This window comes from Pseudomonas sp. AD21, from assembly GCF_002878485.1.
Classification (GTDB): domain Bacteria; phylum Pseudomonadota; class Gammaproteobacteria; order Pseudomonadales; family Pseudomonadaceae; genus Aquipseudomonas.
Window position 1 is genome coordinate 49713 of record NZ_NQYG01000002.1, and the last position, 23947, is coordinate 73659.

Annotated in this window: 21 protein-coding genes; 7 read left to right on the forward strand and 14 right to left on the reverse strand. The window is 59.8% G+C overall.

Annotated features, from left to right (window positions below; translation table 11 throughout):
• Nucleotides 1–84: 84 nt before the first annotated feature.
• Entirely contained in the window at nucleotides 85–1416 is a 1332-nt protein-coding gene (locus PseAD21_RS01410; RefSeq protein WP_102354183.1) for a putative porin, read from the forward strand.
• 197 nt (nucleotides 1417–1613) lie between these two features.
• On the opposite strand, the gene PseAD21_RS01415 is transcribed toward PseAD21_RS01410, so the two are convergent.
• From PseAD21_RS01415 to ttcA, 5 genes are all read right to left on the reverse strand, one after another.
• Complete coding sequence (locus tag PseAD21_RS01415; RefSeq protein ID WP_102354184.1) at nucleotides 1614–1850, reverse strand: anti-sigma factor; 237 nt, start codon at nucleotides 1848–1850, stop codon at nucleotides 1614–1616.
• Nucleotides 1844–2458 carry an RNA polymerase sigma factor gene (locus PseAD21_RS01420; protein ID WP_025110617.1) on the reverse strand — a complete coding sequence of 205 codons (615 nt, stop codon included), beginning with the start codon at nucleotides 2456–2458 and terminating at the stop codon, nucleotides 1844–1846. Before PseAD21_RS01420 ends, PseAD21_RS01415 begins: the two co-directional genes overlap by 7 nt.
• Nucleotides 2459–2563: 105 nt before the next feature.
• Entirely contained in the window at nucleotides 2564–3685 is a 1122-nt protein-coding gene (locus tag PseAD21_RS01425) for a beta-ketoacyl-ACP synthase III (protein ID WP_102354185.1), read from the reverse strand.
• Nucleotides 3686–3955: 270 nt separating this feature from the next.
• Nucleotides 3956–4630, reverse strand: a complete 675-nt coding sequence (locus PseAD21_RS01430; RefSeq protein ID WP_102354186.1) for a DNA-3-methyladenine glycosylase I — start codon at nucleotides 4628–4630, stop codon at nucleotides 3956–3958.
• A gap of 160 nt (nucleotides 4631–4790) precedes the next feature.
• Nucleotides 4791–5615 carry a tRNA 2-thiocytidine(32) synthetase TtcA gene (gene ttcA / locus PseAD21_RS01435; protein WP_102354187.1) on the reverse strand — a complete coding sequence of 275 codons (825 nt, stop codon included), beginning with the start codon at nucleotides 5613–5615 and terminating at the stop codon, nucleotides 4791–4793.
• A 475-nt stretch (nucleotides 5616–6090) separates the two neighbouring features.
• Between ttcA and PseAD21_RS01440 the strand changes: the two genes are divergently transcribed.
• Nucleotides 6091–6693 (forward strand): Yip1 family protein, encoded by a 603-nt coding sequence (locus tag PseAD21_RS01440; RefSeq protein ID WP_053122787.1) that lies wholly within the window; start codon nucleotides 6091–6093, stop codon nucleotides 6691–6693.
• Between the two features lie 148 nt (nucleotides 6694–6841).
• Nucleotides 6842–7336 (forward strand): SprT family zinc-dependent metalloprotease, encoded by a 495-nt coding sequence (locus PseAD21_RS01445; protein WP_025112945.1) that lies wholly within the window; start codon nucleotides 6842–6844, stop codon nucleotides 7334–7336.
• A 108-nt stretch (nucleotides 7337–7444) separates the two neighbouring features.
• Here PseAD21_RS01445 and PseAD21_RS01450 read toward each other — a convergent pair whose 3' ends face one another.
• Nucleotides 7445–8626: a CaiB/BaiF CoA-transferase family protein gene (locus PseAD21_RS01450; RefSeq protein ID WP_102354188.1), complete on the reverse strand. Its 1182-nt coding sequence runs from the start codon at nucleotides 8624–8626 to the stop codon at nucleotides 7445–7447.
• A gap of 144 nt (nucleotides 8627–8770) precedes the next feature.
• Nucleotides 8771–10105, reverse strand: coding sequence for a dicarboxylate/amino acid:cation symporter (locus PseAD21_RS01455; RefSeq protein ID WP_102354189.1), 1335 nt, complete (start codon nucleotides 10103–10105; stop codon nucleotides 8771–8773).
• Between the two features lie 350 nt (nucleotides 10106–10455).
• Between PseAD21_RS01455 and PseAD21_RS01460 the strand changes: the two genes are divergently transcribed.
• Nucleotides 10456–11454, forward strand: coding sequence for an AraC family transcriptional regulator (locus PseAD21_RS01460; RefSeq protein ID WP_102354190.1), 999 nt, complete (start codon nucleotides 10456–10458; stop codon nucleotides 11452–11454).
• A 26-nt stretch (nucleotides 11455–11480) separates the two neighbouring features.
• Here the strand turns inward: PseAD21_RS01460 and PseAD21_RS01465 are convergent, their stop codons facing one another.
• From PseAD21_RS01465 to PseAD21_RS01480, 4 genes are all read right to left on the reverse strand, one after another.
• Nucleotides 11481–12536, reverse strand: a complete 1056-nt coding sequence (locus PseAD21_RS01465; protein WP_102354191.1) for a hypothetical protein — start codon at nucleotides 12534–12536, stop codon at nucleotides 11481–11483.
• 170 nt (nucleotides 12537–12706) lie between these two features.
• Entirely contained in the window at nucleotides 12707–14053 is a 1347-nt protein-coding gene (locus tag PseAD21_RS01470) for an ATP-binding protein (RefSeq protein WP_102354192.1), read from the reverse strand.
• Nucleotides 14050–14727, reverse strand: a complete 678-nt coding sequence (locus PseAD21_RS01475) for a response regulator transcription factor (protein ID WP_027612288.1) — start codon at nucleotides 14725–14727, stop codon at nucleotides 14050–14052. The genes PseAD21_RS01470 and PseAD21_RS01475 overlap by 4 nt, the downstream gene beginning before the upstream one ends.
• A gap of 102 nt (nucleotides 14728–14829) precedes the next feature.
• On the reverse strand, nucleotides 14830–15435 hold the full coding sequence (locus tag PseAD21_RS01480) for a hypothetical protein (RefSeq protein WP_102354193.1): 606 nt from the start codon (nucleotides 15433–15435) through the stop codon (nucleotides 14830–14832).
• Between the two features lie 142 nt (nucleotides 15436–15577).
• On the opposite strand from PseAD21_RS01480, the gene PseAD21_RS01485 reads away from it, so the two are divergent.
• Together PseAD21_RS01485 and PseAD21_RS01490 are read left to right on the forward strand one after the other, a co-directional pair.
• Nucleotides 15578–16369, forward strand: a complete 792-nt coding sequence (locus tag PseAD21_RS01485; RefSeq protein WP_102354194.1) for a dienelactone hydrolase family protein — start codon at nucleotides 15578–15580, stop codon at nucleotides 16367–16369.
• Between the two features lie 149 nt (nucleotides 16370–16518).
• Nucleotides 16519–17244 carry a 4'-phosphopantetheinyl transferase gene (locus tag PseAD21_RS01490; RefSeq protein ID WP_102354195.1) on the forward strand — a complete coding sequence of 242 codons (726 nt, stop codon included), beginning with the start codon at nucleotides 16519–16521 and terminating at the stop codon, nucleotides 17242–17244.
• A 210-nt stretch (nucleotides 17245–17454) separates the two neighbouring features.
• Here the strand turns inward: PseAD21_RS01490 and PseAD21_RS01495 are convergent, their stop codons facing one another.
• Together PseAD21_RS01495 and PseAD21_RS01500 are read right to left on the reverse strand one after the other, a co-directional pair.
• A complete protein-coding gene (locus PseAD21_RS01495; RefSeq protein WP_102354196.1) occupies nucleotides 17455–19065 on the reverse strand; it encodes an ATP-binding protein in 1611 nt (536 codons plus the stop codon).
• The gene (locus PseAD21_RS01500) at nucleotides 19062–19784 is read right to left on the reverse strand and encodes a response regulator (RefSeq protein ID WP_102354197.1); all 723 of its coding nucleotides are present in this window, start codon (nucleotides 19782–19784) and stop codon (nucleotides 19062–19064) included. The genes PseAD21_RS01495 and PseAD21_RS01500 overlap by 4 nt, the downstream gene beginning before the upstream one ends.
• Before the next feature lie 864 nt (nucleotides 19785–20648).
• Here PseAD21_RS01500 and PseAD21_RS01505 point away from each other — a divergent pair.
• Nucleotides 20649–23543 carry a ribonucleoside-diphosphate reductase subunit alpha gene (locus tag PseAD21_RS01505; protein ID WP_102354198.1) on the forward strand — a complete coding sequence of 965 codons (2895 nt, stop codon included), beginning with the start codon at nucleotides 20649–20651 and terminating at the stop codon, nucleotides 23541–23543.
• A gap of 224 nt (nucleotides 23544–23767) precedes the next feature.
• Here the strand turns inward: PseAD21_RS01505 and PseAD21_RS29845 are convergent.
• The coding region (locus PseAD21_RS29845) for a hypothetical protein (protein ID WP_218244965.1) at nucleotides 23768–23947 on the reverse strand (180 nt) is incomplete at its 5' end.

The window sequence follows — 23947 nt, forward strand, 5'->3', positions numbered from 1 at the left end:
GTTCTACCCGGACACTGTTTTCCGACGTGCGCGTCGGTGTGCCCTGGATGGTTCAGCCATCCCCTCTCATCTTCGGAGATTGCTATGCGTCTTGCTTCCACGAAAACTGCGGCGGCCCTGTGCGGTGGCCTGTTGCTGGCCATGAGCGTTCCGGCCAGTGCTGCAGTCGACGCCAAACTGCTCGACATGCTCAAGGCTAACGGTTCCATTTCCCAGGCGCAGTACGTTGAACTGCAAACTGAACTGGCCAAGGATCAGAAGGCTCAGCAAATCGCGCAGCAGGCGCAGCAAGAGACCAACGAGCAAATCGCGGCAACCGCGAAGAAAACCAATGAGCTGAGTTCCTTCGACCAGAAACTCGCCTGGGCTGCCAAGACCCAGTTCAAGGGTGACGTGCGTTTCCGTCAGGAGACCGTCAAGAACGATGGCGTGCCGAACAGCAAGGACCAGGACCGTCAGCGCATTCGTGCCCGTCTGGGTGCCTACACCGAAATCAACCCGCAGGTGGACACCGGTATCCGTATCGCCACCGGCAGCAGCGACGACGCCCGCTCCACCAACCAGGACCTGAACAACTACTTCGACAAGAAGCAGATCTGGCTCGACCAGGGTTACGTCGACTATCACCCTGACGCGATCAAGAACCTGCACCTGATCGCCGGTAAAATGAACCAGCCGTGGGTCAGCATGGGCGACATCATCTGGGACAGCGACATCAACCCGGAAGGTCTGGCCGTCACCTACAAGTACCCGCTGAGCGGCAGCACCGAGCTGTTCGGCAGCGCCGGTCACTACACCCTCAAGGACAACGTCGACGGCGAAGGCGTGCAGTTCAAGCACGACCTGCGTCTGTACGCCGGCCAGTTGGGCGGTCGCTTCGCCCTGACCGACAGCCTGAAACTGACCCTGGGCGGCAGCCTCTATTCCTACGACAACGACAAGGACAGCGCCTGCCCGACCACCGGCACCGTGACTGCGCCATGCGCCTTGGCCGTCAACGGCAACAGCCCGAACGAAACCTTCAAACTGTATGAAGGCTTTGGTCAGCTGGACGTCGCCAACCTGCCAGTACCCCTGTCGATCTACGGTCAGTACGTCAACAACAAAGACGCCAGCAACGACCAGGACACCGGCTGGCTGGCCGGCGTCAAGACCAAGGTTTATGGCTTCGGGATCGACTACAACTACCGCGACGTGCAGCGTAACGCGGTGGTCGGTGCCTTCACCGACTCCGACTTCGCCAACGGCTACACCGGTTCGCGCGGCAGCAAGCTGAAAGTCAGCTACGAGCTGGACAAGAACTTCACGCTGGGCGCCACCTACTTCATGGCGAACTCGGACTACACCAATGCCAGCCTGAAGAAGACCGACTCCGACATCAACACCCTGCAACTGGATGCGGAAGCGAAGTTCTAAAAAGCCTCACCCTATAGCCTGGCGTGGATGGAACGATCCCCATCCTCCGTTCGTTTCGCCCTGCGTCGGGCTATTCAGTGAAAACGTGGCGAGGGAGCTTGCTCCCGCTGGAGTGCAAAGCCGTCCTCTGCTTCTAAGTAAAGCGGGGGTCGCTTCGTGCCCCAGCGGGAGCAAGCTCCCTCGCCACACATCATTTCTCAGGAACGGTCGTTGCGCCGTTGCTCGGCCAGGCGTTCGGCCAGCGCATCCACGCCCTCTTCGGGTTTCTGCGGCATCGCCTTCAGCGTGGCCTGCATCAAACGCATCTGACGAATGAAACGCCGACAGTTGGGGCAGAACATCAGGTGATGACGCACCATCAGTTTCTCGCGAAAGCTCAACTGGCCATCGAGATAATCGCTTGAGCGCGCCACTTGCTCTTTACAGGTCAGCATTCGCCGGTCTCCTCAAAATGCTCCACCGTGGCGAAGACTTTCAGCCGCGCACGATGCAGCAGCACACGGACATTGGAGAGCGAGATCTCCAGAAGATTACAGATCTCTTCCAGCTCCAGCCCCTGACGCTCGCGCAGCAGCAAGACGCTGCTTTGCAGTTCCGACAGGCTGAGCAAGGTGTGTTCCAGGCAGTCGCGCAACTCGCTTTCGGTCAGCAAGGCTTCCGGCGTGTCCTGGTGCCAGGCAAACGGCGCCACCAGCCAATGGCCGTCACCGGGGGAAAAGCGATCGTCATCGATGGTGCCGTGCGGCGATGGCAGGTCATCCATCAACACTTCGCGGCGGTTCTGTTTGTAGCGGCTCTTGGCCGAGTTGGCGGTGATGGTCAGCAGCCAGGTCTTGAGGCTGGAACGGCCCTCGAAGCCGCCGATATGGCGTACCACTGACAGCCAGGCGTCCTGCACCACTTCTTCGACATGGCGCTGGCCGACGATGGCATACGCCACGGCGCGCATGGCGCTCTGGTAGGTGCTGACCAGTTCCTTGAAAGCTTTTTGCTCACCGGCCAACAGCCGTTCGAGCAGTTGGGTGTCGTCCGTTGCGGCCATGCACGCCTCGTTTTCAGATGGTCGAAAGCAAAAGATCGCAGCCTGCGGCAGCTCTACAGAGATCAGTGTAGGAGCTGCCGCAGGCTGCGATCTTTTCAGGCGCACTCAGCGCTTGCGCAGAATCACGCTGCCGATCGAGTAGCCGGCGCCGAACGAGCTCAGCACGGCCACCGAACCGGCGGCCAGGTCATCCTGATTCTTGTGGAAAGCAATCACCGAACCTGCAGAGCTGGTGTTGGCGTAGGTGTCGAGAATCACCGGCGCTTCTTCTTCAGTCGCTTCGCGGCCCAGCAGCTTGCGCACGATCAGGTGGTTCATGCTCAGGTTGGCCTGGTGCAGCCAGAAACGCTTGACGTCGCCGACGTTGAGTTTGTTTTCTTCAAGGTGCTCACCGATCAGCTCGGCGACCATCGGGCAGACGTCCTTGAACACCTTGCGGCCTTCCTGCACGAACAGTTTGTCGCGGGCACCGACGCCCTCTTCTGCGGCACGGTTGAGGAAGCCGAAGTTGTTGCGAATGTTGTTGGAGAACTTGGTCAGCAGTTTGGTGCTGACCACGTCGAACTGGTACTTGGACGTCGCGAGGTCGGCGCGCTCGATGATCACCGCCGTTGCCGCGTCACCGAAGATGAAGTGGCTGTCGCGGTCACGGAAGTTCAGGTGACCGGTGCAGACTTCCGGGTTGACCATCAGGATCGCCCGGGCCTGGCCCAGTTGCACGCTGTTGGCCGCGGCCTGAATGCCGAAGGTCGCCGAGGAGCAGGCCACGTTCATGTCGAAACCGAAACCCTGAATGCCCAGTGCTTCCTGGACTTCAATGGCGATGGCCGGATAGGCGCGCTGCAGGTTGGAGCAGGCAACGATCACGCCGTCGATGTCGGCGGCCGTCTTGCCTGCGCGCTGCAAAGCCTGTTCGGCGGCGCCAATGGCCATCTGGCAGAGTACAGACCATTCGTCGTTGGAGCGCTCCGGCAGACGCGGGGCCATGCGTTGCGGGTCGAGAATGCCGTCCTTGTCCATGACAAAGCGGCTCTTGATGCCCGAGGCTTTCTCGATGAACGCGGCGCTGGATTCGGTCAGCGCCTGGATTTCACCACTGGCGATGGCTTCGGCGTTGTCGGCGTTGAACTGCGCGACGTAGCTATTGAAAGACTGCACCAGCTCTTCGTTGGAAATGCTGTTGGCCGGGGTGTACAGGCCGGTGCCGCTGATGACGACGTTATGCATGGTCGTTTCTCTGATCTGTTCAGGCAGAAAGCGCTGGCACCGACGTACCAACACACAATGGGTCTATTCCCGTGCAGGGACGCTGACCTGGCATCTTTTATTCCCGTTCGTGACCACACTTAAGGCTCTGGGTCGCGAAAACGGCATTTATGGTCGCGAAGTTTGCCATAAACGGGGACTTTTGGCGCCTGTCTCAAACCTGCTCCCACAGGATCTGCGCTGAACCACAATTATCTGGTTGGCTCGCCAGCGATTGGGCGCGACTCGGTTTTAATGGTTGACGGTGTAAGCCAACATCATCGAAATCTGGCTCATCGGCCGCCCGCCACTCTGTTCATGCCACTGGTTGAACGCATTCTGCACAATCGCCAGATCGCGCAGGCTGGTCGGTGCCTTGTCGACAATCTTCTGCGCATTCAGCGCCGCGACCACGTCATAACTCGGCACGAACGTATCCTTGCCGACCATGCGCAGGAAGCGTGGCGCCGACAACCCGCCCAACTGATGCCCGTGCTTTTTCAGGTAGGTCCACAGACCGACGATATCAGTCACCGGCCAGTCGGCGATCAACGCGCCAAAACTACCCTTCTCTTTTTCCACGTCGAGGATGAACTGCGCATTGCGCGGCACGCTTTTGAGCTTGCCCAAATGGCGGATGATTCGCGCATCCTGCATCAGGCGTTCGAGGTGCTCGGCGCTCATCAGCACGACTTTTTCCGGGTCGAACTTGAAGAACACCTCTTCGAAGGCCGGCCACTTGGCGTCCACCAGGCTGTGCTTGAGCCCGGCACGGAACACGCGCAGGGCCATGGTCGAGAGATAACGGTCGTCGCTGATCTTGCGCAATTGCGCCGGGGTCTTGGGGACGGGCAGATGGGCTTCCAGTTCAGCCGCCGAACCGAAGCGGTTCAGACAGTATTCGTGCAGCCACTTGTAATCGCGCATGCCCTCTCCTATTGAATGAAACGAAAGTACGAGCGGGCCCTGTGGCGAGGGGATTGATCCCCGATTGGGCTGCATGGCAGCCTCAGGCTTTTCTGGGGGAGCTTCGCGCCCCATCGGGGATAAATCCCCTCACCACAGGGCTCACGCCTACAGGTGGGGTTTACAGGTTTACGACGTTAACGAAGCGCGAAGCCGCCGTCTCGTCGATCTTCAGGTTGGTGAAGTCGAACAGGTTGCGGTCGGCCAGTTGCGACGGAATCACGTTCTGCAGACTGCGAAAGATGCTTTCGGTTCGGCCCGGGGTCTTGCGATCCCAGTCCTGGAGCATTTCCTTGACCACCTGACGCTGCAGGTTTTCCTGCGAACCGCAGAGGTTGCACGGGATGATCGGGAATTCCTTGAAATCCGAGTAGGCCTGAATGTCCTTCTCGTTGCAGTACGCCAGCGGGCGGATCACCACATTGCGGCCGTCATCGGCGCGCAGTTTCGGCGGCATCGCCTTGAGCGAGCCGTTGAAGAACATATTGAGGAAGAACGTCTCGACGATGTCGTCGCGATGGTGACCGAGGGCCATTTTCGTCGCGCCGATTTCATCAGCAAACGTGTACAGCGTGCCGCGACGCAGGCGCGAGCACAGCGAACAGGTGGTCTTGCCTTCCGGGATCAGTTCCTTGACCACCGAGTAGGTGTCTTTCTCGACGATGTGGTACTCCACGCCCAGCTCTTTCAGGTAGGCCGGCAGCACGTGCTCGGGGAAGCCCGGCTGCTTCTGGTCCATGTTCACGGCGACGATCTCGAACTTGATCGGGGCAACCTTCTGCAGGTGCAGCAACACGTCGAGCATGGTGTAGCTGTCCTTGCCCCCGGACAGGCAGACCATGACCTTGTCGCCGTCTTCAATCATGTTGAAGTCGGCGACCGCTTCGCCGGCCAGGCGGCGCAGGCGCTTTTGCAGTTTGTTCTGGTTGACCGTAAGAGTGCCCATGACGCGAAATCCGTGAGGTGTGACGAAAGGCCGGCATTTTACGCAAAAAACCCCGAATGCGCGAAGGGCCATGGGTCTGCCCCCTGCTTCACTCATTCCCTGTGGCGAGGGGATTCATCCCCGATGGGTTGCGCAGCAGCCCCAGAACCTGAGAACTCTTTTTGCCTGAGACGGCGCGGTGAATGGCTTGGCGACTGCTGCGCAGCCGGTCGGGGCGGTGCGGTGCGCCGTTGCGCTAAATCCCCTCACCACAGGGTATTTCAAATATCAACTTGAGTGGACGCCAAGACCCCAAGGCAATTAAGCCCCGGGTTTACAGCGCGATTTGCTCTAAGTCCCTAGTCCCTGTGCGGTTAAGTCCTTTCTATACTGCGACATAAGGTCGCACACATCTGAAGACCTGTATTTGCTCGGCCACCTTGGCCCGTAGGCGCTCCGTTGGGGGGCGATGGCAATAACAAGAGGAGTGACTGGCATGATCCATCACGTAGTGGGACTTTTTACCCACCCCGATCAGGAATGGAAGGAAATCCGTGGCGACCAAGAGGAAAGCATCAGCCACATGTACCTGACGCACACGCTGATCCTGGCGGCGATTCCGGCCATTTCGGCGTTTATCGGCACCACTCAGGTCGGCTGGGTGATCGGCAACCGCGCCCCGGTGATGCTCACCGTGGAAAGCGCCATCTGGATGACCGTCATGTCGTACCTGGCGATGCTTGGCGGGGTCGCGGTCATGGGCGCTTTCGTGCACTGGATGGCCCGCACCTATGACGCCAACCCGAGCCTGGCCCGTTGCGTGGCATTCGCCACCTATACCGCGACGCCACTGTTCGTTGGCGGGTTGGCGGCGCTGTACCCGCACATGTGGCTGGGGATGATCGTCGGCACGGCGGCCATCTGCTACACGGTCTATCTGCTATACGTCGGGCTACCGACGTTCATGAACATTCCATCGGACGAAGGTTTTCTGTTCTCCAGCTCAGTGCTGGCGGTGGGTCTGGTGGTGCTGGTGGCCATCATGGCGTTCACCGTGATTGTCTGGGGCCTCGGCGTGGGGCCGGTGTATACCAACTGACATGCTTCATCCCCGAGAAAAACAAGATCTGCCAATACAGGCCGCCGCAAGGCGGCCTTCTCGTTTGGCGGATGACCATTCGGCAGGTCAGCGATTCGCAAGTCCGGGAGGTTGCGGCATACTCGACGCCTCTGGAGATCCATCAAGCATGCCCGAGCAACTCAATACCCGCGTCGAAGACTGTTACCAACTCGCAGAATCCTTTTTCAAACGTCATTTCCAACGCCCCGTCGTCAGCCTCAAGCTGCGCGGGCAAAAAGCCGGTGTCGCGCATCTGCACGAGAACCTGCTGCGCTTCAACCCGCAGCTGTACCGGGAAAACACCGAACATTTCCTCAAACAGACCGTGGCCCACGAAGTCGCGCACCTGATCGCCCATCAATTGTTCGGCGACCGCATCCAGCCGCACGGCGAGGAGTGGCAACTGATCATGCGCGGGGTCTACGAATTGCCGCCGGATCGCTGCCACACCTATGCAATCAAACGCCGCAGCGTGACGCGCTACATCTACAAATGCCCGTGCGCCGACAGTGATTTTCCGTTTTCGGCGCAGCGCCATAGCCTGGTAAGGCAGGGGCGGCGGTATTTGTGCCGCAGATGCCGCAATACCTTGGTTTTCAGTGGTGAGATGCGGGTGGAATAGGCAGTTTTGTGTTGTCGCTGCCGACGCCTTCGCGAGCAAGCCCGCTCCCACAGGGGCACGCATTCCAAAGTGGGAGCGGGCTTGCTCGCGAAAGGGCCGGCACAGGCGCTAGAGAATGACCTTGGCCGCACGCAATTGAGCAATTCGCTCAGATCCAAAGCCCAACTCCCCCAACACCTGCTCCGTATGCTGCCCCAACGCCGCGCCAACATGCCGTGGCGCCGGCAGCGCCTCGGAAAATTTCAACGGACAGGCAATCTGCGCCTGACTGGAACCATCCCCACGCGGCACCTGTGTCACCAGCTCGCGCGCCTGCAACTGTGGATGCTGCACCGCCTCGCTCAGGTTCAATACCGGTTCGACACAAGCATCGACCCCGGCGAACAATTCACACAGCACGGCAAAGTCGTGTTTCTCGAATTCAACTTTCAGCGCGTCCTTCAATAACCTTTGCTGCTCGGGTTTCGACGACAAGCCCTGCGCCGCCAACTCCGGCCGGCCCAACGCCGTGCACAGCTGCTGCATGAACCCAGGCTCCAGACTACCCACCGACAGCCAGCGCCCGTCGCGAGAGCGGTAGTAGTCATAGAAGCTGCCGCCATTGAGCATCTGGTCCTCCCAGTGCGGCTCCTCACCACAGGCCAGATACCCGGCACCGGCCATGGCGTTCAGGCTGAAAACACAATCGGTCATGCTCACATCCAAGTGGGTGCCCTGCCCGCTCTGCTGACGGGCAATCACCGCCGCCAGCAAGCCGATGACCCCGTGCAGCGAGCCGCCCGCCACATCCGCCACCTGCATGCCCAGCGGCAGCGGGCCGCTGTCGGCACGGCCGGTGTAACCGGCAAGCCCGGCCAGTGCGAGGTAGTTGATGTCATGCCCGGCGCGATCCTTGTACGGCCCGGTCTGGCCGTACCCGGTGATCGACACGTAAATCAGCTTCGGGTTGATCGCCTTCAGCGCCTCATACCCCAGGCCCAGTCGCTCCATCACACCGGGACGGAACTGCTCCAGAACGATGTCGTATTCGGTCAGTAACGGCCTGAGCACTTCCAGTGCTTCAGGCTGTTTGAGATCCAGCGCGAGGCTGCGCTTGTTGCGGTTCAGGTAAGCATGACTGGCCGACATCCCCTGATCATGCGGCGGCAGCACCCGCAACAGGTCCATGCGCGTCGGCGATTCGATACGCAGCACCTCGGCGCCCATGTCCGCCAACAACAGTGAGGCGAACGGCCCTGGCAGCAGGGTCGAGAAATCCAGAATCTTCAGCGAAGCCAACGGCGCGGACATGGGCGATCTCCTTGGGCGATGCACCCAGCCTAGGCAGCGATGCCGCGTACGGCAATCACCGGATGCGTCAGCGGCAGTGACCGTAATGCTCAAATCGCAGACAATAAAAAACCTGCCGAAGCAGGTTTTTTATTCAAGCGATGCTTATTTCACATTGCTCGGGGTTGGGCCTTCAGCCACACCCAGGTCATCTTCAGGACGGGTATCCGCGATACCGCGACCGCCCGAGGCCAGCTCGGATTGCAGGACGTCGGTGTCCAGCTCTTTGACCCACTTGGCAACCACGATGGTCGCTACGGCGTTACCGACCAGGTTGGTCAGGGCGCGGGCTTCTGACATGAAACGGTCGATACCCAGGATCAGCGCCAGACCGGCCACCGGCAGGTGACCTACCGCCGACAGAGTAGCCGCCAGCACGATGAAGCCCGAACCGGTCACACCGGCTGCGCCTTTGGAGGACAGCAACAACACCACCAGCAGAGTGATCTGGTGAGTGATGTCCATGTGGGTGTCGGTGGCCTGAGCAATGAACACCGCAGCCATGGTCAGGTAGATCGCAGTACCGTCGAGGTTGAACGAGTAACCAGTCGGGATCACCAGACCCACTACCGATTTCTTCGCGCCCAGACGCTCCATCTTGATCAGCATGCGTGGCAGTACCGATTCCGACGAGGAAGTACCCAGTACGATCAGCAGTTCTTCACGAATGTAGCGGATCATCTTCAGCACGCTGAAGCCGTGCATGCGGGCAATAGCACCCAGCACGATCAGGACGAACAGCAAGCAAGTGATGTAGAAGCAGGCCATCAGTTGACCCAGTTGCACCAGCGAGCCGACACCGTAGGCACCGATGGTGAACGCCATCGCACCGAAGGCACCGATTGGCGCGAGCTTCATGATCATGTTGATGATGTTGAACATCACGTGGGCGAAGCGATCGATGAAGTCGAGGATCGGACGGCCGTAGTCACCCAGGCGATGCAGGGCGAAACCGAAGATCACCGAGAACATCAGCACTTGCAGGATGTCACCCGTGGCGAACGCGCCGACGATGGTGGTCGGGATCACGTTGAGCAGGAAGCCGACAACACTCTGGTCAGCACCTTGGGCCACGTAAGTGGCGACTTTCGAAGCGTCGAGGGTGGCGACATCGATGTGCATGCCGTTGCCCGGCTGCACAATGTTGACCACGACCAGACCCACCAGCAACGCGATGGTCGATACGATTTCGAAGTACAGCAGCGCGTAACCGCCAGTCTTGCCGACCGATTTCATGCTTTGCATGCCAGCGATACCGCTGACCACGGTGCAGAAGATGATCGGGGCGATGATCATCTTGATCAGTTTGATGAACCCGTCACCCAGTGGCTTAACCGCCACACCGAATTGCGGGTAGTAGTGACCAAGGGCAATACCGATGATGATCGCGACGATTACCTGGAAATACAGGGATTTGTACAGTGGCTGACGAGTCGTCATTGCAAGCTTCCTCAAGCGTCCCACGGGCAACATCCATCTGTTGAACGCAGAACCTGAATTGCGAACCCTCCTGCACTGGAGGGATTTGTTGTGTCGAGCAGCGTTTTTCCCACGGGATAGACGCACACTTCTGTCGCTCTTATCGCAAACCTCGTGCCACTTTGGTGCAATTCCCTGCAAGCCTTTTGATATCAGGACTTACAGGCTTTTCTGTGTCACTGTTCGGTTACTCAAGTGTGGCGGTTTTCCGCCAACTCGGCGGATCTCGTCCTACAATTTGGCGGAAATCCGCCTTGTTGGCGATGACGCCCCCGACTACCATCCGGCGCCTGAGGAAGGATCTGCCGCTTATGCGCGAACGTACCATCGCCAGTCATTTCGCCCGTGCCGCCCTCGGTGGCGCACGCCGCTCGGGGTTCGATTATTGGCCGCTGCTGCAACAGTTGGGCATCAGCCCCGAGTTGCTGGATGAGCCACGGGCACGCATCGCCCCGGAGCAATTCACCCAACTGCTGCAGAGCCTGTGGCTGGCCCTGGATGACGAATACCTGGGTTTTGGCAACGCGCCGAGCAAACCCGGCAGCTTCGCGATGATGTGCCACGCCCTGATCCACTGCCGCAATCTGGAGAAGGCACTGCAACGTGGTTTATTGTTTTATAGCCTATTCCCCGAGGCCCCGCGTCTGAGCCTGCAGCGCGAAGACGAATGGGTGCGCCTGAGCCTTGATGATTCGCAGTTATGGGACCCGGATCACTTTCTCAGCGAGAGCCTGCTGGTGATCTGGCATCGCCTCGGCAGTTGGCTGATCGGCCAGCGGATTCGTCTGGAGCAGGCCACGTTCAGCTACCCGAAACCGGCGCACGGTGCCGAATACGACCTGCTGTTTCCCTGCCCGCTGGTGTTTTCTGCCGAGCACAGCAGCCTGCTGTTCCACAGCCGCTATCTGCACATGCCGCTGCTGCAGGACGAACGCACCCTCAAACACTTTCTCGAACGCTCACCCGCCGACCTGCTGTCACGCCCGGACGACGGCGACAGCCTCAGCTGTCGCCTGCGCCGCTTGCTCAGCCGCGACAGCGCGCACTGGCCGGATCTGGAAGCGGTGGCCGCGCACCTGCACATCAGCCCGCAAACCCTGCGTCGGCATTTACGTGAGGAAGGCACCAGTTTTCAGGAGTTGAAGGATCAGTTGCGGCGGGATATCGCCATCTACCATTTGGGCCGGGCGGATCTGTCGTTGCAACAGATTGCCGAGCAACTGGGGTTTTCCGAGCCGTCGGCGTTTCACCGGGCGTTCAAGAAATGGACGGGGCTGACGCCGGGGGCTTATCGGGCGCAGGAGCAGTGAGGCAGTACATCAAAAGCCCGTAAGGGTCAGTCCAGTATCGGCGGTTCAAGCCTCACAAGTGGCGTACCGACAACCTCCCCTGTCTTACGCTCCACAATGCCCAACGCTCTTACACTCGGACCTAATTGAGCATGGAGCAAAGGCACGTGGATCAGCAGATCCTGACCGATGTGATGGGATTCCAGGATCTGTCGCCAAACATAAGAAGTCCCAATCAGGATCCCCGAAAAAATGAACGTGACCGCATCACCAACGCTCATGCCATGAGTGCTCAGCGTCATTGGAATACGCCCGGCTTTATCAACGAGATCCAGTTGCCCCGGCGTGTATCGCCCTGGCGATCCATAAACCTGTTCGGGCGCTTTCAAATCCCCTTCGACTTCCAACTCCATAAGTGAAGTTGTCCACTTTCGACCGGCATTCTCCACCGTGTAAATCAGTTGGACAGTGCCGTACTTATTGGGCCGCAAAAAACGCGGAGCAATGCCAAACACCACATCTTTACCTTCATCGCTACTCTGGATTCGGAAATGGCTGACGTATGAGCCTTCACACGCAGTCCCGTGCCAGTAAAAGGAAACAAGTGCCCCGACTGACAAAGCCTTGGAAGCCCTCAGGCGAACGTTCACCCCGCGATTAACCACCGCCAACGGGATAATGCCCTTCTCGGCTTCATCTACAACGGGACGATAAATCTCATCCTCCGCGAAGTAACGAGTACTCGGCGAGATCGAATTTTCGATTTCCAGATAGAAATAACGAAGCACTATCGATTGCCCACGAAAAGTCAGTGCGCGATCGGCGGGGATGGTTACAAGGGTGTCGCCCTCAGCGCTTTGAATTCTTCCAGCCAGCCCCCAGCTACCCAGCTCATCTTCGACTTCCACAAAAGCGAGATACCTGTATCCGACTTGCTGCTCCTCGATGTGAGGAATTCGGAAAACCAGCCCGTCTTGCATCTGGAACAGGCTGATTGTCGAGTCCTTAACACCATCGATCGCTGGAGCCGGCAGTTCCACAATCCTTTGCGACATCGCCTTGCCAATCTGCTCACGATCCTGAGCCGCCACGAACTCGACCATTTGCAATCTCCTTGTCCTGAATGAAATTCCGTACCCATTCATGAAATGGCCGAAACGCCAGGCCGACGCACTCACCTAATAGACGCGACCAGCCTGATTGGAAGAAGAAAAAAGAACACCTGTCAGATCTGACAGTTGCGACCAGCAGTCAGGGTTCGACGATACGTCAATCAAACCGCAGGAAAATGAATCTTGAACGCCGCCCCACCCATCGGCGAATCACCCAGCATCAGCTTGGCGTTGTAGCTTTCGATGATGTCCTTGACCACCGCCAGCCCGATCCCCTGCCCCGGATGCTGGCGATCCAGACGCTCACCACGCTCGAGAATCCGCGCTCGCTGGTTCGGCGGTACGCCGGGGCCGTCGTCCTCAATGCACAGCTCAATGCCGGCCAGGCTCTCGCGCACGCTGATGCGCACTTCGCCCAGGCACAGGCGATAGGCGTTTTCCAGCAGGTTGCCCATCATCTCCAGCAGCGCGCCCTGCTCGATCGGCACATAGCAATGCTCCGGCAGATCGAAGGCCACGCGCACGTGTTTGTCGCGGTAGACCTTGTCCAGCGTGTCGCACAGGCTTTTAAGCACCGGTTGCAGGCGCACCTGATGGCGCACCAGACCGCTTTTGCGCAGGCTGGCCCGCTGCAGTTGATAGCTGATCTGCTGGCTCATCCGCTCGATCTGGGTTTGCAGCACCCAGGCCTGATCGCGATCTTCGGGACGCTGGGCCATGTCTTCGCTGACCCCTTGCAGCACCGCCAGCGGGGTTTTCAGGCTGTGCGCCAGGTCATCGAGTGAATCACGGTAACGGCTGCGCTGCTGACGTTCGCTGTGCAGCAAACGGTTGAGCGAGCCGGTCAGGCGCAGCAGTTCGCGCGGGTGCTCCTCGGTGAGACTTTCGCGGGTGCCGCTTTCGATTTCGTCGAGCTCCTGACTGAGCCGGCGCAGCGCCTTCAGGCCCCAGGTCAGGCCGATCCACAGCAGCGCCAGCAACACCAGCAACGCGGCGCCAAAGCCCAGATAGAGATTGTCGCGCAGGCCTTCGAGGGTATTTTCGTATTCACGCACCGGTTGCAGGGCAACGATACTGAACGCTGCACTTTTGCCGCCCAGCAGTTTGACCTCGACGTCGTAGACGAAGAATTCCTGACCGTTGCTCTCGCGGATCCGCGCGAACTCGTTGCCCATGCCGTCGTAGCGCGGCTTGTAGTTGATCTGCTCTTCCTGCGTGCCTTTCGAACGCCAGACCAGTTTGCCTTCGCGGTCGTAGATGTAGCCAAGCAAACGGTTGTCGGTGAGATTGAAACGCTCATCCGGCAATTGCACCGGCATCATCAGCCGGCCGTTCTCGATACGCGCTGCGGAGATCAGCGTGGTGACGTCCGAGGCCAGCCGCTGCTCGATCGAGTCCTGCAGGGCCAGGCTGAATGCGCCCTGCATCGCCGGCAGCAAGCCGAGCATGAACAACACCGCCAATGTGGTGGCGGCGAGCATCAAGCGAACACGAAGCGAACGAATCAAGTGCAGCGCTCATTGAACAGGTAGCCGAGACCGCGCACGGTGTCGATCGGCTTGAACCCGCCCGGGCCTTCAAGCTTGCGGCGCAGTCGACCGACCAGCACTTCGATCACGTTCGGATCGCGCTCGTCGTCGTCCGGGTAGAGCTGCTCCATCAGGCGATCCTTGGGCACCACTTGCTGATGGTGGCGCATCAGGTATTCGAGGATGCGGTATTCGTAGGCGGTCAGCGCCAGCGGCTCCTCGTCCAGCGACGCCTGCTTGCGATTGAGGTCCAGCAGCAACGGTCCGGCAACGATGGTCGACTGGGTAAAACCACTGGAGCGGCGCAACAAGGCGTTGAGTCGCGCGTCGAGCTCTTCGAACTGGAACGGCTTGACCACGTAGTCGTCGGCACCGGCGGCGAGGCCTTCGACCTTGTCCTGCCAGTTGCCGCGCGCGGTGAGGATCAGGATCGGAAACGTCTTGCCGCTCGAGCGCAACTGGCGGATCAGGTCCAGACCGCCCATGCCCGGCAAACCGAGATCGATCACTGCCAGATCGAAGTTGAACTGTCCGGTCTGGTACAGCGCCTCTTCGGCATTGGCCACGGACTCGACCACGTGACCGCTCTCCGTCAGGCGGGTTTGCAGGTGATGGCGCAACAGCGCTTCATCTTCGACGACCAACAGTTTCATAACGCTCTCCCGGGTAAATCGATAACGCCAACAACACACCTGTGGGAGCAAGCCCGCTCCCACCCTGATTTCGCCTGGCACTTGCCCTCGCGAATCGCTTTTCTAGAAAGCGTAGTTGGCCGACAGGTAAGTCTGGGCGCTGCTGGTCAAGTCCAGCGAGCCTTGCTTGCCGCCGCCGCGCTCTTTCATTTCAGTGCTGGCGTTGCTCATCAGGTAACGGTAACCGAGTTCGACCGAAACGTTTTGCGCCACTTGCTGCAGCACACCGACCTGGCCGCCGACGGTGTAACCGATGTCGCTGTCACGGCTGTAGCCTGGCGAATCCTGAGTCAGCTTGGTCAAACCGGCCGTTGCACCACCGAACAATTGGGTGCTGCCGCCCACCGGATAGAACAGATCGTAGCTGCCCAGCAGGTTTTCCTGGCGCAGTTTAATGCCATTGTGCGAACCGGACACGTTGTCGTAGGTGGCGTAGTAGCGACCTTGCGAGTTTTGCTGCCCCAGGCGCACGCCGTAGGTGTTGTTGCCGTCGATCGCGCCGCTGGCGTCCGGGTGGCCGAGGTTGTCGTTCAGTGCGTGGGACTTTTTGACCTTGTCACTGGTCTGGCCGAATGTCAGGCCGGCGAAGTTAGTGGTGTCATCGGCATGTGCCGCAATGCTGGAGCCCAACAAGGTAAAAGCCAGCAGCAGTTTGTTCAGACGAGTCATCGAGTTTCCTCTTTCACAGTGCTGTTTGGGTATGGCGCAAGGTTACTGACCTGCCCCTGTACCTCCCCTGAACGCTCTCTGAACCTGCGCTGAATCAAATCGACTAGGCTGTCCTGACCACTTTTCGATAAGGAGACCGACCATGCGCCTGTTCCTCGCCCTCGCCCTGCTCGCTGCCAGCAGCCTGGCCAACGCTGCGATCAAGACTCAGGAGATTCCCTACCAGAGCGCCGACGGCACAAAACTGATCGGCTACTACGCCTACGACGACGCGATCAAGGGCAAGCGCCCGGGCGTGGTGGTGGTGCACGAATGGTGGGGCCTGAACGATTACGCCAAGCGCCGCGCCCGCGACCTCGCCGAACTGGGTTACAGCGCGCTGGCGATCGACATGTACGGCGAAGGCAAGAACACCGAGCACCCGAAAGATGCGATGGCGTTCATGCAGGCCGCGACCCAGGATGCCACCGCGTCCAGCAAGCGCTTCGAGGCCGGGCTGGATCTGCTGAAGAAACAGCCGCAGACCGATGTGAATAAAATCGCCGCCATCGGCTATTGCTTCGGCGGTGGCGTGGTGCTCAACGCGGCGCGTCAAGGCGAGCCACTGGCAGGCGTGGTCAGTTTCCATGGCGCGCTGGCGACCACCACCCCGGCCACGCCGGGCAGTGTGAAGGCGAAGATTCTGGTCGAGCATGGTGCCCTCGACAGCATGGTGACGGCGGATAACGTCACCGCGTTCAAGGCGGAAATGGACAAGGCCGGCGCCGTCTACAAATTCGTCAGCCTGGATGGCGCCAAGCACGGCTTCACCAATCCCGACGCCGATCGCTTGAGCCACGGCGATCACGGTGGCCCGGATATCGGTTACAACAAGGCCGCCGATGAAAAATCGTGGGCGGACATGAAGGCGTTTTTCCTGAATATCTTCAGCTGATCTGAGACGTCGCGGCGCGGCCTTCGCGAGCAGGCTCGCTCCCACAAGGGATTTGTGATCGACGCAGATCCAGTGTGGGAGCGAGCTCGCTCGCGAAAGCCGCACCACCGATCTCGACCTTGCCCCGACTAACCGGCAAAATGCCCGCCATGAATCTCACCCCCGCCCTCCCCGCCTGCTGCACCCCACTCGACAGCCACTGGCCGTTGCCGACGGTCTTGCCTGACACCGTGCTGCTCAGCACCCGTTTCGACCCGAAACAACTGCTGGGCGATGACTTTCAGCGCAGCGCAGTCGAGCCGCCGCCGAGCATTCAGCGCTCGGTGGCCAAGCGTCAGGCCGAGTTTCTCGCCGGGCGGATCTGCGCCCGGGCCGCGTTGCAGCAGCTCGAAGGCTCAAGCGTGATCCCGGCGATCGGTGAAGATCGCGCCCCGGTGTGGCCGGCGCACATCTGCGGCTCGATCACCCACAGCACCGGGCGCGCCGCAGCGATCGTCGCCAATAAACAGCACTGGCGCGGTTTGGGCATGGACCTGGAAAACCTGCTCGACAATGATCGCGCCGAACGCCTGTCCGCAGAAATCCTGACTCCAGCGGAACTGCAGCGCATGGCCGCCGGCTCGCGCGAGCAACTGGGGTTATGGGTGACGCTGACGTTTTCGGTGAAAGAGAGCCTGTTCAAGGCGCTGTACCCGATTGTGCAAAAACGCTTTTACTTCGAGCACGCTGAAGTGCTGGAGTGGACAGAGCTGGGTCAGGTGCGCTTGCGGTTGTTGACGGATTTGTCGAGCGAATGGCGTAACGGCACCGAGCTTGATGCGCAATTTGGGCTGCAGGACGGGCAGTTGTTGAGTCTGGTGAGCATTTCTGCCTGAAAATTTTTCAGCGACTGCTCCGCCGCCTTCGCGAGCAAGCCCGCTCCCACACTTAGGAATGCGCCCCCCCTGCGGGAACGAGCTTGCTCGCGAAGGCGTAATCGGTGTCCGGGATTACTTGACCCGTTCAGCTCGCTCCCACACTTTGAAATGCATTCCCCCGTGGGAGCGAGCCTGCTCGCGAAGGCGGCATCACGGTTGCCACAAAACTCAGCGGCGTTCCTGATGGCGCGGCCAGATCAGACTGAAACAAGCCCCACCCAGACTCTTGCTCTTGTTGATCAGCGCCCGGCCGTCGTGCCAGTGGATGATCCGCCGCACAATCGACAGCCCCAGGCCATGCCCGCCTGACGCCCGGGTGCGACTGTCATCCAGACGCAGGAACGGGGTGAAGATGCGCTCCCAAGCCGACTCCGGCACACCCGGCCCGTCATCCTCGACATCCACCCGACAGCGCAACTGCCCGACCTGATAACTCACCGTCACGTTCGAGCGTGCATGGCGCATCGCATTGCTCACCAGATTCTGCAACGCCCGGTGCAGGAAGCGCGGTTCGGCCTCGACCCAGGCGCCGTCGTTATCCGCCGCTGACAAGCACAACCCGCGCTGCACCGTGACCTCGGCGCGCAACGGCGCCAGCTCTTCGATCACCTGATTGACCAGTGCATCAAGATCGATCCGTTGAAAGGTCAGCGCTGGGGAACCCTGTTCCAGCCGCGCATAGGTGAGCATTTCGTCGACCAGCTTATCGAGGTCCTCGATGTCGTGGTCCATGCCCTCACGGTACTTTTCCAGCGCCTGCGGGGTGGTCGCCGAGCCGATCATCTCCAGCCCGAAACGCAGGCGCGCCACCGGCGTACGCAGTTCATGGGACACCGCACGCACCAGCTCACGCTGGATCGCCAGCAACTGCTGCAAGTGCTCGGCCATGCCGTTGAATGCCGACGCCAGGCGCCCCACCGAATCGGCGCCCCGGGCCGGCACACGGGTTTCCAGGCTGCCCTTGGCAATGCGCGTGGCCGCCGCTTCCAGGCCGCGCAAACGCCGTTCGAGCTGACGCACCAGCAGATAAACGATCAGACCGATCAGGCTCAGGCCGAGGGCAGCGATCAGCACCAGCCATTGCGGCGGGTATGGATTCATCTGATACAGCGGGCCGATCTCCAGCACCCACGGTGTACCGACCATGCCGGCAAACACCCGGATCGAGTCCCCCCCCTTGCCCAGCGCCATCACCGTATCGCCCTCGGACACGCGACGGCTCTGGTCTTCGTCCATGTCGGCTTCGCTCACCGTGACCAGGCGCAGATCGAAACCGAAGCCCTTCTCTTCCTTTAACTGTGCCAGCCGCTTGGGCTGTTCGCCGACGGGGAAACGCACCAGCTCATCGGCCAACAGGTAAATAGTCGCCCGCGCCAACTGCTCGCTGATCTGCTGCACGTCGCCGGTGAGCACCAGTTGCTCTTTATCGCTGACCAGCCGATAGACCCGCGCCGCATGCGGGCCGGTCTGCTCCACCAGCGCCTGACCGTGCTGCACCCGAGTGCGCTGGGACAGATCCAGATCGGTCTCGGAAAACTTCTTCAGCGCCAGCGGAATCCCCAGCAAACGCTCCCACACCAGCAGCGCCCGATGGCGCTCGGTTTCGTTCATCGGTTGCAGATTGTCGGCCATCAGTGAAAACGTACCGTGGGCCAGGCGCTCGCGGTACTGCTCGCTGCGCACCTGATTGAGCAGATGCAGCGCCAGCACGCCGAGCACCGCCACCAGAATCAGCGCCGCGCACATGCCGCCGTAGATGCGCAGGAAGATCGAGTTCACAGGGCAAGATCCACGCAGGCTTCAGGAACGAACAGGTAGCCTTTGCTGCGGATGGTCTTGATCAGGCGCGGGTGGTCGGGGTCATCGCCGATTTTCGGGCGGATGCGCGAGATGCGCACGTCGATCGAACGGTCCTGGCCGTCGTAGCCGATGCCGCGCAGCGCGGTGAAGATTTCTTCGCGAGACAGGATTCGCCCGGCATTCGACACCAGCAGCCAGAGCAGGTCAAACTCGGCGCTGGTCAGTTCGATGCCGCTGTCACTGAGCCAGGCTTCGCGCAAGGCGTTGTCCACCACCAGCGGGCCGAACTGCAGACGACGGCTTTTTTCCGCGAGAGGTTCGGCCGTGTCACTGCGTCGCAGCAAGGCCTGGATCCGCGCCAGCAACAACCGTGGACGCACGGGTTTGCACACGTAATCGTCAGCGCCGAGATCCAGCCCCTGGATCTGGTCGGCATCGTCGGTGCGGGCGGTGAGCATCAGGATCGGCCCGTCATAGCGGTCACGAACCTTGCGGCAGATGCTCAGGCCGTCTTCACCGGGCAGCATCAGGTCGAGGATCACCAGGTCCGGCTGCTCTTTGATGATCCGCGCCGCTGCCAGTGCGCCGTTGCCTTCGATCTCCACGCGCAATCCATTGGCTTGCAGGTATTCGCGGGTGAGTTCGGCCAGACGCTGGTCGTCCTCGACTATCAACACCTGCCACGCTTCTTGCTCCACCGGTGACCTCTGCTTTTCTATTTTTTATTTATAAAGGAGACGATTGCCCCACCAGACACCTTCCCCTGCAGGAGTGAGCCTGCTCGCGATAGCGGTGGGTCAGTCGACATTAAATCCAATGTGCCGCCATCATTGCGAGCAGGCTCGCTCCTACAGTTTTTTCTGAATCCTCCCGTCTTTTTGTCATCTTTCGGGAGGATAAGAATGGGTAAACACCGCTCGATTGTATAAACGGCGTACAGCCAGAACACAAGTCGCCAAATGCGTTCGGACAAGGCGGTTTTTTGTGATAGGGTTCGCGCCCTTAAAAATCCGCTGAAGCGTTTTTCCCAAGTGAAAAACAGTGACAAACGGTCTAGCTCAGCAGGTTCGCGGCCTACACGCTGCTTCGCCATTTCGCACACAATTTACGCACAGGGTTATCCACAGGCTGTCCGTTGCATTCCCCCCCTAAAACGCATTATCTTGTAGCCCGTGCGTAAAAAAACCCTACATGTAGGGGTTTGCACAAAAAACCAAACACAAACCGGACAGTGAATTCAAGGCTTTTTATTGCCATTGTCGGGTTGAACCAAACGTATTTTCGAAAGCCCAAACCGCGCCTGCGGATGGCTACCGTTTTTCAGTCGACCACGACGATAACGGTACGGGTGTTGCAGTGACGAATCTGCTCCCCGAAAGGAATGCGGTCTCACGCGTATCGCGTGCACCGAAGACTTCGGCATGGAAGCGGCGCCCATAAGGCCCCCTTCCTGAACTGTCCCGAAGTCGTTATACCCGGCGCGTGCCGGTTGTAGTGCTTCAGGACGGAACGGTGGGCACCTTGATGGTGCCCAAACAAACATAGAGAACGTGGAGACACCCATGCAAACCGACACAACTCGCGAGAACCCGCAGGGCACCTTGCCGCAGGCCGCCGATTCGAATTCGGATCTGGCTGCCACCGCGCCTGGTCAACTGCGCGTGATCAAGCGTAATGGCACTGTCGTTCCTTACACCGATGACAAGATCACCGTCGCTATCACCAAAGCGTTTCTCGCAGTTGAGGGCGGCACCGCTGCCGCTTCGTCGCGAATCCACGACACCGTGGCCCGCCTGACCGAACAAGTCACCGCGACCTTCAAGCGTCGCATGCCTTCGGGCGGCACCATCCACATCGAAGAAATCCAGGATCAGGTCGAACTGGCCCTGATGCGTGCCGGCGAGCAGAAAGTTGCTCGCGACTACGTGATCTACCGTGACGGTCGTTCGAAAGAACGCGCAGCCCACGCTCCGGCCGAAGAAGCGGTCAACGCGCACCCGTCGATCCGCATCACCCGTGCCGACGGTAGCCTGGCGCCGCTGGACATGGGCCGCCTGAACACCATCGTCACCGAAGCGTGCGAAGGTCTGGAAGAAGTCGACGGCGACCTGATCCAGCGCGAAACCCTGAAAAACCTGTACGACGGCGTGGCCCTGACCGACGTCAACACCGCACTGGTGATGACCGCCCGTACGCTGGTTGAGCGCGAGCCGAACTACTCGTTCGTGACCGCCCGCCTGCTGATGGACACCCTGCGTGCCGAAGGCCTGGGCTTCCTGGGCGTGGCCGAAAGCGCCACTCACCACGAAATGGCCGACCTGTATGCCAAGGCACTGCCGGCTTACATCGCCAAAGGTATCGAGTTCGAACTGCTGAACCCTGTGCTGGCCTCCTTCGACCTGGAAAAACTGGGCAAGGCGATCAACCACGAGCGTGATCAGCAATTCACCTACCTGGGCCTGCAAACCCTGTACGACCGTTACTTCATCCACAAGGATGGCGTGCGTTTCGAACTGCCGCAGATCTTCTTCATGCGTGTGGCCATGGGCCTGGCGATCGAAGAGAAGCACAAAGAAGACCGTGCGATCGAGTTCTACAACCTGCTGTCGTCCTTCGACTACATGTCGTCGACCCCGACCCTGTTCAACGCCGGTACTCTGCGTCCACAGCTGTCGAGCTGCTACCTGACCACCGTGCCGGATGACCTGTCGGGCATCTACCACGCGATCCACGACAACGCCATGTTGTCCAAATTCGCTGGCGGCCTGGGCAACGACTGGACGCCTGTTCGTGCTCTGGGTTCGTACATCAAGGGCACCAACGGCAAATCCCAAGGCGTGGTTCCGTTCCTCAAAGTAGTGAACGACACCGCTGTAGCCGTTAACCAGGGTGGCAAGCGCAAGGGCGCTGTGTGTGCCTACCTGGAAACCTGGCACATGGACATCGAAGAGTTCATCGAACTGCGCAAGAACACCGGTGATGATCGTCGTCGTACCCACGACATGAACACTGCCAACTGGATCCCTGACCTGTTCATGAAGCGCGTCTTCGATGACGGCAAGTGGACCCTGTTCTCGCCATCCGAAGTACCGGACCTGCACGACCTGACCGGTAAAGCCTTCGAAGAGCGTTACGAGTACTACGAAGCCCTGACCGAGTACCCAGGCAAGGTCAAGCTGTTCAAGACCATCCAGGCCAAAGACCTGTGGCGCAAAATGCTCTCCATGCTGTTCGAAACCGGCCACCCATGGCTGACTTTCAAAGACCCGTGCAACCTGCGCAGCCCGCAGCAGCACGTCGGCGTGGTTCACAGCTCGAACCTGTGCACCGAGATCACCTTGAACACCAACAAGGACGAGATCGCCGTTTGCAACCTGGGCTCGATCAACCTGCCGAACCACATCGTCAACGGCAAGCTGGACACCGCCAAGCTGGAACGCACCGTGAACACCGCCGTGCGCATGCTCGATAACGTTATCGACATCAACTACTACTCGGTGCCACAAGCGAAGAACTCCAACTTCAAGCACCGTCCGGTCGGTCTGGGCATCATGGGCTTCCAGGACGCGCTGTACCTGCAACACATCCCTTACGGTTCCGACGCTGCCGTCGAATTCGCCGACAAGTCGATGGAAGCGGTCAGCTACTACGCGATCCAGGCTTCCTGCGACCTGGCTGACGAGCGCGGCGCTTACGAGACGTTCCAGGGTTCGCTGTGGTCCAAAGGCATCCTGCCGCTGGATTCGCAACAGATCCTGATCGAAGCTCGTGGCCAGAAGTACATCGATGTCGACCTGAACGAAACCCTGGACTGGGCACCGGTTCGCGCCCGTGTACAGAAAGGCATTCGTAACTCCAACATCATGGCCATCGCACCGACCGCGACCATCGCCAACATCACTGGCGTCTCGCAGTCGATCGAACCGACCTACCAGAACCTGTATGTGAAATCGAACCTGTCGGGCGAATTCACCGTGATCAACCCGTACCTGGTTCGCGACCTCAAGGCTCGCGGTCTGTGGGACTCGGTCATGATCAACGACCTGAAGTACTACGACGGTTCGGTTCAGCAGATCGAGCGCATCCCGCAAGAACTCAAAGAGCTCTACGCGACTGCCTTCGAAGTGGATACCAAGTGGATCGTTGACGCCGCCAGCCGTCGCCAGAAGTGGATCGACCAGGCTCAGTCGCTGAACCTGTACATCGCCGGCGCCTCGGGCAAGAAGCTCGACGTGACCTACCGCATGGCCTGGTACCGTGGCCTGAAAACCACTTACTACCTCCGTGCCCTGGCCGCGACCAGCACCGAGAAGTCGACCATCAACACCGGCAAGCTGAACGCTGTTTCCAGCGGCGGCAACCACGGCGACGACTCGGTCCTGGCAGCTCCAGCCGGCCCGGCGCCAGTGCCAAAGGCTTGCGCGATCGACGAGCCGGATTGCGAAGCTTGCCAATAAGCTGAGCCGATCAGGCGTTGCGAAACGCCTGATACGTTCCAGACAAAAGAAAACCTCCGACAGACCTCTGGTTTGTCGGGGGTTTTCTTTTGTCCGCCATTTACCTGGGAGCCGTGAAGTAAAACGAGGCTGTGATCTTTTGACCTCTACTGCTGCTGCCAAAGATCAAAAGATCGTCCGAACGCGACCCGAGCCTTCGGCAGCTCAGAGGATGAGCACATCTGTCAGAAGTGGTTGGCTGGCAGGCCGCCATCGCTGGCAAGCCAGCTCCCACAGAAATCAACAGTCCACCGCATCCGCTTTTCACCACTCAACAGGATGAGCGCAAGCTCGGCTGCAGCTTTTGATCTTGCCGTACCGGCCCCGTCGGCAGGCCTCGTTCCGGGGTTTATCCGGGGGAGGAA